The organism is Sphaerochaeta sp. UBA5836 (assembly GCF_002432845.1).
GTDB lineage: Bacteria > Spirochaetota > Spirochaetia > Sphaerochaetales > Sphaerochaetaceae > Sphaerochaeta.
Genome location: NZ_DJGW01000104.1, coordinates 1 through 9,054, shown reverse-complemented (window position 1 = coordinate 9,054; position 9,054 = coordinate 1). Strand labels below are relative to the sequence as shown.

10 protein-coding genes are annotated in these 9,054 nt (G+C 52.8%); 3 read left to right on the top strand and 7 right to left on the bottom strand.

The window, feature by feature from the left end:
• Window positions 1–771 (top strand): ketopantoate reductase family protein (locus B3F49_RS09905; RefSeq protein WP_293910740.1); only part of this gene is annotated, 771 nt, incomplete at its 5' end.
• Here B3F49_RS09905 and B3F49_RS09900 read toward each other — a convergent pair.
• Complete coding sequence (locus tag B3F49_RS09900) at window positions 743–1,627, bottom strand: HRDC domain-containing protein (protein WP_293910738.1); 885 nt, start codon at window positions 1,625–1,627, stop codon at window positions 743–745. The genes B3F49_RS09905 and B3F49_RS09900 overlap by 29 nt on opposite strands.
• Before the next feature lie 305 nt (window positions 1,628–1,932).
• Here B3F49_RS09900 and B3F49_RS09895 point away from each other — a divergent pair, with 305 nt between their 5' ends.
• On the top strand, window positions 1,933–3,087 hold the full coding sequence (locus tag B3F49_RS09895; protein WP_293892615.1) for an iron-containing alcohol dehydrogenase: 1,155 nt from the start codon (window positions 1,933–1,935) through the stop codon (window positions 3,085–3,087).
• Window positions 3,088–3,159: 72 nt separating this feature from the next.
• Here B3F49_RS09895 and B3F49_RS09890 read toward each other — a convergent pair whose 3' ends face one another.
• From B3F49_RS09890 to B3F49_RS09865, 6 genes are all read right to left on the bottom strand, one after another.
• Window positions 3,160–4,443, bottom strand: coding sequence for a uracil-xanthine permease family protein (locus B3F49_RS09890; protein WP_293892618.1), 1,284 nt, complete (start codon window positions 4,441–4,443; stop codon window positions 3,160–3,162).
• A gap of 179 nt (window positions 4,444–4,622) precedes the next feature.
• Window positions 4,623–4,829: a hypothetical protein gene (locus tag B3F49_RS09885; RefSeq protein WP_293892621.1), complete on the bottom strand. Its 207-nt coding sequence runs from the start codon at window positions 4,827–4,829 to the stop codon at window positions 4,623–4,625.
• Between the two features lie 2 nt (window positions 4,830–4,831).
• Window positions 4,832–4,978 (bottom strand): hypothetical protein, encoded by a 147-nt coding sequence (locus B3F49_RS09880; RefSeq protein ID WP_293892624.1) that lies wholly within the window; start codon window positions 4,976–4,978, stop codon window positions 4,832–4,834.
• Window positions 4,979–5,035: 57 nt separating this feature from the next.
• Entirely contained in the window at window positions 5,036–5,992 is a 957-nt protein-coding gene (locus tag B3F49_RS09875) for a helix-turn-helix transcriptional regulator (protein ID WP_293892627.1), read from the bottom strand.
• Between the two features lie 69 nt (window positions 5,993–6,061).
• Window positions 6,062–7,891 (bottom strand): phosphoenolpyruvate carboxykinase (GTP), encoded by a 1,830-nt coding sequence (locus tag B3F49_RS09870; protein ID WP_293910736.1) that lies wholly within the window; start codon window positions 7,889–7,891, stop codon window positions 6,062–6,064.
• A gap of 281 nt (window positions 7,892–8,172) precedes the next feature.
• Window positions 8,173–8,721 carry a Crp/Fnr family transcriptional regulator gene (locus tag B3F49_RS09865; RefSeq protein ID WP_293910734.1) on the bottom strand — a complete coding sequence of 183 codons (549 nt, stop codon included), beginning with the start codon at window positions 8,719–8,721 and terminating at the stop codon, window positions 8,173–8,175.
• 103 nt (window positions 8,722–8,824) lie between these two features.
• On the opposite strand from B3F49_RS09865, the gene B3F49_RS09860 reads away from it, so the two are divergent.
• The coding region (locus B3F49_RS09860; RefSeq protein WP_414712532.1) for a peptidase U32 family protein at window positions 8,825–9,054 on the top strand (230 nt) is incomplete at its 3' end.

Below are 9,054 nucleotides of genomic sequence, written 5' to 3'. Positions count from 1 at the left end.
CCCTTTCGCTACTGCACGCCCGAGGAGGCCAAACCAGCCGACTTGATCATTCTTGCAACCAAGAACCATCACCTTGAAGATGCCATCGGATTGATGAGGTCCTCCATCGGACCTGATACTGCCATTCTCTCGTTGCTCAACGGCATCGAGAGTGAGCAGATCCTTGCAGCGGAGTTCGGCCAGGAGAAAGTGCTGTACAGCTTCGCCGTCGGACTGAACTCCACCCACACAGGCAATGCCATCACCTACACCGCCGAAGGACGCATCGTATTCGGGGAGAAGGACAACAAGGTCAGCAGACGGGTTACGGCGATCGCCGACCTCTTCGAGAAGGCAGGCATCTCCTATCTCGTACCCGAGGATATCCAGTTGGAGATGTGGAACAAGTTCATGCTCAACACAACCTACAATACGATCAGCAGCCTCCTGTATGCGACCTATGCAGACTTCGACCAGAGTGCGGTACTCGAGCTGGCTCATTTGATCTGCAAGGAAGTGCAGATGGTGGCAGCGAAGGAAGGAGTACTGCTTCCCGACTCCCTGATCGAGCAGAACCACAGAATCGTCTGCAGCCTCGGTTCGGAGGGGAAGACATCCATGTGTCAGGATATGGAGGCTGGAAGGAAAACTGAAAACGCCTGGTTCTGCGGGACTGTGATCAAGCTGGGCGAAAAACATGGCATAGCCACCCCGACATGCAAGGCATTATCGCTTTTGGTCCAGGCCAAGGAGCATATGCAGCTCAACGGCCAAGCTCGGCAAGGGCATTGACTTTTGCACTCTTGAGCTTGCTTGTCAGTTCAGTGAGTTTTTTGACATTGCAGTTGTTGCAGTAGACATGGAAGTCGGCATCCGAAGTCGGTACATTCTTGGCCATCTGCAACAACAGATGCTTCTCCAGTATTCTGACGGCAGGTACGTTGTACTTGCGGGCAAGCTCATCGCGGGCTAGGAAGAAGTGCTTCAAGAAGACCTTCTCTTCGCGGGACAGATACTTCCATGACGAGAACTTCGTCCACCCCGGTTTATCCGGTCCCTTGCTCTTTCCTGCCTGCTGCATCTCAAGAGCGACTTTCTCAGTCAGGCCTTTCTCTGCAACCTCTATATCGAGGATTTGTTTGAGCACCAAGAGGTGTTCGACATCTGAAAGGGCATACTCGATCTGGTCGTTCTTCAGCGGGCGTACAAGCCAGTTGGTCATCTGGTTCTTCTTCTTGCTGGAAAGATTGGGTTTGGCTGCTTCAGGAATATATCGTTCCACCAGACCGGTAAGGTTGCCGGTGTACCCAAGGGCAAGGGCGCATACGCGAATATCGTAGACACCTTCGAGCAGAATGTCATACTGCTTGCGCACCAAGGCGGAGTCGCTTGCACAGTCAAACATGACCTTCAAGACCGAACCATCCTCCAGGAAAGCCTTGAGGGCGTCTTTGGAGAGTGCAAAGGGGTCGACCAACGTATAGGCCGATCCATCAAACAGCTGAATAAGGCATAGGTGTTCCCCGTAGATATGCAGGTTGAATTCACCTTCAAAATCCATGGCAACAATGGTGATGCCCTTCTCTTTCCATTGGGACTGCAGTTGTGACAATTTCGCATCGGAATCGATCATGGTGTACTTGCGCATAGGAAGACAGCATAGCAAATAGAGGCGAAAGTGAGAACCTCTTGGGGATGGGTAATGAAAGTATCGCATCGACTTATATTTTCATTAATGTTTATTTTTGCATATTATTGGCATAGTTATTCTATTAAAAGGATATTTTACCGGCTTTTACCTTTTAAATATACATAATTGGATATTATCAGCAATAAATTGTGCAATAGTTTTGCTTTTCATACAAATGTTTGGGCATTTTCCTGAATGCTCTTAACGCGATAAATAAATATCGATATCTTATGCTCATACAGAATATCCCAAGGAGATGAGCTATGAGTGTCATGAGTTTTTCCATTCCCCGAACCATCTATTACGGAGAAGGTTCCCTTGAAAAACTTTCCCTCTTGAAAGGCAAGCGAGCCGCCATCGTAACCGGCGGCAGCTCCATGAAAAAATTCGGATTCCTTGAGCAGGCAGTCGCCCTGCTTCAGAAAGCCGGCATAGAGTCGATCATCATCGACGGCGTCGAGCCAAATCCCTCGGTTGAGACGGTTGTCAAAGGCGGAAAAACCATGCTCGACTTCGGTCCCGATTGGATCGTAGCCATTGGAGGCGGTTCCGCTCTCGATGCTGCAAAGGTCATGTGGTGCTTCTATGAGCATCCCGAGCTCGGCTTCGAGGATATCATTACTCCGGGCAGCATGCCATCCCTGCGCAACAAGGCCCGATTCATCGCCATTCCTTCCACGAGTGGAACTGCAAGCGAGATTACTGCCTTCAGCGTCATCACCGATACGGCAAAGCACATCAAGTACCCCATCGTGGCGGCCGACATGGTACCCGACATTGCCATTCTCGACCCAGCCCTGCCGATGACCATGCCCAAGCACATCACCGCCAACACCGGTATGGATGTCATGGCACACGCTGTGGAAGCCCTTGCTTCGACTGCGGCAACCGCCTTCACCGACCCGTATGCCGTCCAAGCCATCAAAATGGTGCTCGAGAGCCTGCCGATTGCCTATGCAGAACCGAAGAACCTCGGCGCCCGCGAAGCAATGCACGAAGCTTCCGCCTTGGCGGGCATGGCTTTCACCAATGCCTCCCTGGGGCTGGTCCACTCGATGGCCCACAAGATCGGGGGGGAGTTCGGCGTCACCCACGGGCTTGCCAATGCAATCCTGCTGCCGTATGTCATCGCCTTCAACCGCAGGTACAGCGACAAGTATGCCTATGCTGAGAAACTGCTGGGCCTTGAAGACCTTTCCAAGGCGATTGAGGAGATGAACAGGAAGATGGATATCCCATCCTGCTTCAAGGATTGCACCGAAGTCGACTTCAACGAGGCTAAATTCAAGGAGTTGCTCGACCGCATGAGCAAGCACGCATGGGAGGATCCCTGCACACTCACCAACCCGGGAAAGCCGAATGCCTCCGATGTGAAGATGCTGTTTGAGGCTGCCTACTACGGAAAGGCTGTGAAGTAAATCACATGGGTATTCCAAGAAAAGCCGCTCGAAGTGAGCGGCTTTTTCATGTCCAATGCTTACTGACAGGTGTTATTCCTTGGTCTTTGGAAGCACCAGGTTCAACAGGATGCCGACCAATGTGGCGAGTGCAACACCGGCAAGTGAGAAGGTAAGATCCTTGCCCATGGCAAAGGAGAGGGTCCCTCCACCGATGCCGATGACCAGGATGACGCTGCTGATTGTCAGGTTGCGCTTGTCCTCGTAGTTGACGCCTGCATCAACCAAAGTCCTCAGGCCGCTGGAGGCGATGGTGCCGAAAAGGAGCATGGAGATACCGCCAAGCACCGGATTGGGGATCGTTTGGATCAGGGCGCCGAACTTGGGGAAGAAGGAGAGGAATACTGCCACGACGGCGGCTCCTCCGGTCACCCAGACACTGTACACGCGGGTAAGTGCCAACACCCCGATGTTCTCACCATAGGTGGTGTTCGGAGGACCACCCCAAAACGATGCCCACAGTGTGGCCAGGCCGTCCCCGGCAAGAGTTCTGTCAAGACCCGGATCCTTGTAGAAATCCTTTCCCACCACCTTGGAAATGGTCAGGGTGTCACCAAGATGCTCGCATATGGTTGCCAGCGATACCACAATGAAGGTTACAGCTGCCACCACATTGAACTTTGGAAGGGCAAAGGTGGGAAAACCGAACCAAGCGGCTTCCTTGACTGCTGCAAAGCTGATCAAGGCATGCTGGGGGAAGATGAAGCCGAGGATGAGGGCGAAGAAGTAGCCTCCAAGCAGGCCCAAGAGTATCGGGATGATGCTGAAGAACCGCTTGGCGAAGATGTTTGCCACAATAGTGAGGGCCAAGGTGACAGCTGCGACTGCGAGTAGATAGAGGCTGTAATTGCCGTTTGCATCATTCATCGCCATGCCCATCGCAGTAGGTGCCAGGTTGAGACCGATGACCACAATGACCGAGCCGATCACCACAGGAGGCAGGGCCTTGTTCAACCACGAGTGCCCGGCTTTCTTGATGATGAACGCCACCAAGGTGTAGAACAAGCCGGAGACGAATGCACCGCCCATGGCATACGCCACCCCGTAACTGCTGCTGATCGCAATCAAGGCAGGGATGAAGGCGAATGAGGAACCCAGGAAGGCAGGAACTTTTGCTCCGGTGATCAGGATGTAAAGCAGGGTTCCCGTTCCAGCGGTGAAGAGCGCCGTACTGGGGCTCAATCCGGTAAGGATGGGCACGAGAATGGTCGCACCGAACATCGCGAAGACATGCTGGATACTTAAGGGTATCCATTGTCCCAGTGGCGGCTTGTCAGCCGGACCATACTTTACAAAGCTGGATGGGTGGTTTGCCATCAGAGAGCTCCTTGAACCTGTGCACACAAAGAACCTAGGCTCTTGGTACAGTTGCAGGCAGGGGGGGGATGATGACTTGCAGGAAGTCTCTCCATCCTACCGAGAATTCAAGGAGCAGGGGAAGTGCAAGAGTGCATGAATATGCAAAATATGTGCAAAACCGACACCACAATGCACCATCATGCCAATCTGCGCACCCCGCCCTCTTGATCACAGGCCTTTTCCTGAACCGGGCAGAGTTCCAGCATGGCAAGCTGTACCATGCGGTTCAGATTTGAAAACTGCTCGCTTTCGTAGAAGTCGCGAAGAATCATGCGGGCAACCCGTCTGCGCTCGGCCCCGATTTTTCTTCCCGGTCTCTCATTTCTCTTTTGTTGTGTGTGCATACTTACCTCCTCAGCAGGGGGGAGAGTGCTCCATAGAGCAGCAATAGGGGAGAAGCAATCAGGACGCACAAGACAAAAAGCACCATCAGTGGTACTGATGAGAGCATCCTGTCATACCATCCCGGCAGGTTTCCTGTTTGTTCATGCATACACTCCCTCCTTGTTTCTGCTTACAGCATACGGCAGGGGGTGTGACACAGAATGTCTCACAAAGGAGTTTTTATGCGAATTTGCATATTTTCAACTGCTTGGTTGTAGAGATTTACGAACTCAGGAGGAGCGAGGGCTCGCGCCTGGGGACCGAAGAACAGCAGTGCCGAGAGGATCTCATGCAGGTTTGCAACCGGAAGCGTCACTTCCAGGGCATCCTGCCCCTCCTCCTTGACGAAGCGCTGTTTCTGCTTTGCATGCCAGGTCTGGGTCGCCAGCGTGTTGATCGCCCATCCGTAGACACGGAAGGTCACGTAGGTAACCTCCTTGCCCATGAATATGCCATAGCCGGAGTGGATGAAGGCATCCAGCTCGGCATCACTGTAGCGCTCCTTCATCCGGTCACCGGAAATCCGGGAAAGATCGAGGATCCTGCTGAGGTGGAAGGTCCTGAGCTCCTTATGCTGCAGGTCATAGGAGACCAGATACCAGCGACCGCTGTAGTTGATCAACCTCAGCGGTTCGATATGCCGCCTGGACAGCTCGCCGTTGGCATTCTTGTAGTGCATGGTCATGCGCTCGCCGCTCTTCATCGCCGCACAAATCCTGTTGAAGATTTCGTAGTCGGGCCAATCCTGAACCGGGGTGATGAAGACAATCTTGTCAGAGAGGGAGCGGTAGCTCTTTTCCACTCCGCTGTCGATTCCTTCACTGATCATCTCGGTCAACGCTCCCATCAGCCCCTGCGACTGGGCAAGGCTGCGGAAGATGGCGTTGAGCACCAGCATCCGCTCATTGGAGTTGGAAAAGAGGGTAAAGCTTTCGGTATATCGATACCAATGCTTTTCTGCATCGTACTCGATGGGCGCCTTGAGTTGGTCGCGCAGGAACTCGATGTCACGGAGAACCTGCCTGCGCGAGAGGGAGAACTCGCGCATGATGTGTGCGGTCTTCACCCCACCAGCTTCCTCAATGGTGCGGTTGATGAAAACAATGCGTTCTATCTGGCTCATACGCCCAGTATACACAAAACGGCCCTCCGGTGAAGGAGAGCCGCTGTAAAAATGTTGATGAAACGCTGCTTACTTGGCGGCCTTGAGGTTTGCCTCGAGCCGATCAAGGAAGGTTGCAAGTTCCTTGGGAAGCTTGTCGCCGAACTTCGGATAATGGTTGGCGCGGATGTCTTCGACTTCCTTCAACCAGCCATCAATATCAACGGCCAACAGCTGCTGCATATCCTCAACGGTCACACCTTCAGGACGATCGATTGCGTCTGCAGTGGGCATGATGCCGATCGGGGTGTCGATGGACTTTGCAGTACCTTCACAGGCCTCGAAGACCCACTTCAGGACACGGCTGTTCTCACCGAAACCGGGCCAGAGCCACTTGCCGTCGTCGGTCTTGCGGAACCAGTTGACATAGAAAATCTTGGGAAGCTTGCTCTGATCCTTGGCAGCCTTTCCGATGTTGATCCAGTGCTGGAAGTACTCACCCATGTGGTAGCCACAGAAGGGAAGCATGGCAAACGGGTCGCGGCGGACGGTACCGACCTTGAGGTCGAGAGCGGCGGCGGTGATTTCAGAACCGACGATCGAACCAAGGAATACACCGTGGTTCCAGTCATAGCTCTGGTGTACCAAGGGAATCGTCTTCGGGCGGCGACCACCGAACAGGATTGCGCTGATGGGCACACCCTTCGGGTCTTCCCATTCAGGAGCAATACTGGGGCATTGGGCTGCCGGAGCGGTGAAACGGGCATTGGGGTGTGCTGCAGGCTTCTGGGACTTGTCACCCTTGTTCTGCACCCACTCGTTGCCGTTCCAGTCGATCAACTTGCCAGGAGCATCGTATCCGATGCCTTCCCACCATACATCATTGTCCTCGGTGAGGGCGCAGTTGGTGAAAATGCTGTTCTTGGAAGCGCTTACCATGGCGTTGTAGTTGGATTCATTGGAAGTGCCGGGGGCAACACCGAAGAAACCAGCTTCCGGGTTGATGGCATACAGCCTGCCGTCGGCGCCGTACTTCATCCAGGCAATGTCGTCACCGACGGTCTCAACCTTCCATCCGGGAATGGTGGGTACGAGCATGGCCAGGTTGGTCTTGCCGCAGGCGGACGGGAAAGCACCGGTGACGAAGATGCTTCTTCCTTCAGGATTGGTAATCTTGAGGATGAGCATGTGCTCTGCAAGCCAGCCTTCATCGTGGGCAAGGACGGAAGCGATGCGCAGGGCAAGGCACTTCTTTCCAAGCAGGGCATTCCCACCGTAACCGGAACCGTAGGACCAGATCTCACGGGTCTCGGGGAAGTGGGAGATGTACTTGTCTTCGAGCGGGGCACAGGGCCACTTGCCGTTGTCGCTCTCGCCTTCAGCGAGGGGCTTGCCGACGGAGTGGTAGCAGGGCACGAATTCGCCTTCACTGCCAAGAACATCGAGGACCTTCAAACCGACGCGGGTCATGATCATCATGTTGAGGACAACGTAGGGGCTGTCGGTCAGCTCAACGCCGATCTTGGCGATGGGGGAACCGATGGGACCCATGGAGAACGGAATGACATACATGGTGCGACCTTTCATGCAGCCCTTGTACAGGCCGGTCATGGTCTTCTTGAGCTCAACGGGATCGATCCAGTTGTTGGTTGGACCTGCTGCTTCCTTGGTCTTTGCTGCAATGTAGGTTCTATTTTCTACTCGTGCCACATCGGAAGGATCGGAGTTGTAAGCTATGCTGCCTGGTCTTTTTTCAGGATTCAACTTGACGCAGTATCCACCGGCAAGCTGCTCGGCTACCAACTGGTCATACTGTGCGGAACTTCCGTCGGCGATTACAATCGAATCAGGGGTGGTAAGCGCTGCGAAATCCAGAATCCATTTCTTGAGCCCGGCATGCTTGATGTCATTGACGTTCATGGGGTTCTCCTCTTAAAAAAATACTGCAAAATTAATTTTTTTATATTACAGTTCAACTTTTATTTTTATCAGAGACGACAATTAAAATCAAGTCTCTCCCGCAATATCGGCCATTTCTGCAACAGTATTGCAAACAAACGCAACTCCTTTATAGAGAAAGGCCTGCATGAAAATATTGAAACCATGGAAAGCATACACCTGTACCATAAGCTATATCAACGAGCATTCAATCAGTACTATATCTTTTTAATACATACAGTTAAGAAGAATCATACTTTTTTCTAGAACATCGTCCCATGGAACCGTGAATTGAAGCTGATGTAGAGTTCGGGTGGAACATCCTGGGGAATATCCAGCAAATAATCGGAAATCTTGCGAATTTTCTCCTTGAGGGTATCCTTCTTGTTTGCCTGCGCTTCCTTGAGAGCATCCAGGCATTCTGCAACAATCTGGTGGCTGTTGCGCACCTCCTGGATCGCTGACTTGAACCGCTGGCTCAAGTCAAGAATTATCTGGATAGTTTCCTCCGGATGGGCTGCAATGAAGTGAGGAAAATTCTGTTGGGAGATCTCAATCAGGACACAGTCGGAGAGAGCAACCGCCGTTGCATTTCTGGGTTCCTGGTCAAACAAGCCCATCTCTCCCAAACTTGAACCGGGCTTGGATATCTCAAACAGTTCAAACTGCTGGGGTGTATGGTAGTTGAGGAACAATCCGACTGTTCCGCTGCGCAGCAGAAACATCGTGGAACAAGGAGCTCCCTGCTCGTAGATGACCGTCCCCTTAGGGACTTCCAATACAGGATTTCCAGCATCATGTTTTGTAATCATAGGCTGCCTCCTTCACATCCATAGTATACGCCGAGGCCCGGACGCAGGACAAGGGTGGGCCACTTGGATTGACAGGGATGCACTGCCCCACTACCCTGAGGCCATGACAGAACTCGCTCTCCCTGCAGGTTCCCTGCAATCCGCCCTGGCAGCCTTCAAGGAAGGCGCCGATGCCGTTTACCTTGGCATGAAAAGTTTCTCCGCCCGCAAGATGGCAGCCAATTTCAGTTTTGAAGACCTTGCAAAACTCAGGCAGGTCTCTTTGTCCCAAAACAAGAAAATCTACGTAACAGTCAACACCCTCGTCGACGACTCCCAGCTTGGCGAGGTTGT

Coding starts and splice junctions, on each gene's coding strand:
- B3F49_RS09900 (WP_293910738.1), bottom strand. CDS start 1,627: ATGCGCAAGTACACCATGATCGATTCCGATGCGAAATTGTCACAACTG.
- B3F49_RS09895 (WP_293892615.1), top strand. CDS start 1,933: ATGAGTGTCATGAGTTTTTCCATTCCCCGAACCATCTATTACGGAGAA.
- B3F49_RS09890 (WP_293892618.1), bottom strand. CDS start 4,443: ATGGCAAACCACCCATCCAGCTTTGTAAAGTATGGTCCGGCTGACAAG.
- B3F49_RS09885 (WP_293892621.1), bottom strand. CDS start 4,829: ATGCACACACAACAAAAGAGAAATGAGAGACCGGGAAGAAAAATCGGG.
- B3F49_RS09880 (WP_293892624.1), bottom strand. CDS start 4,978: ATGCATGAACAAACAGGAAACCTGCCGGGATGGTATGACAGGATGCTC.
- B3F49_RS09875 (WP_293892627.1), bottom strand. CDS start 5,992: ATGAGCCAGATAGAACGCATTGTTTTCATCAACCGCACCATTGAGGAA.
- B3F49_RS09870 (WP_293910736.1), bottom strand. CDS start 7,891: ATGAACGTCAATGACATCAAGCATGCCGGGCTCAAGAAATGGATTCTG.
- B3F49_RS09865 (WP_293910734.1), bottom strand. CDS start 8,721: ATGATTACAAAACATGATGCTGGAAATCCTGTATTGGAAGTCCCTAAG.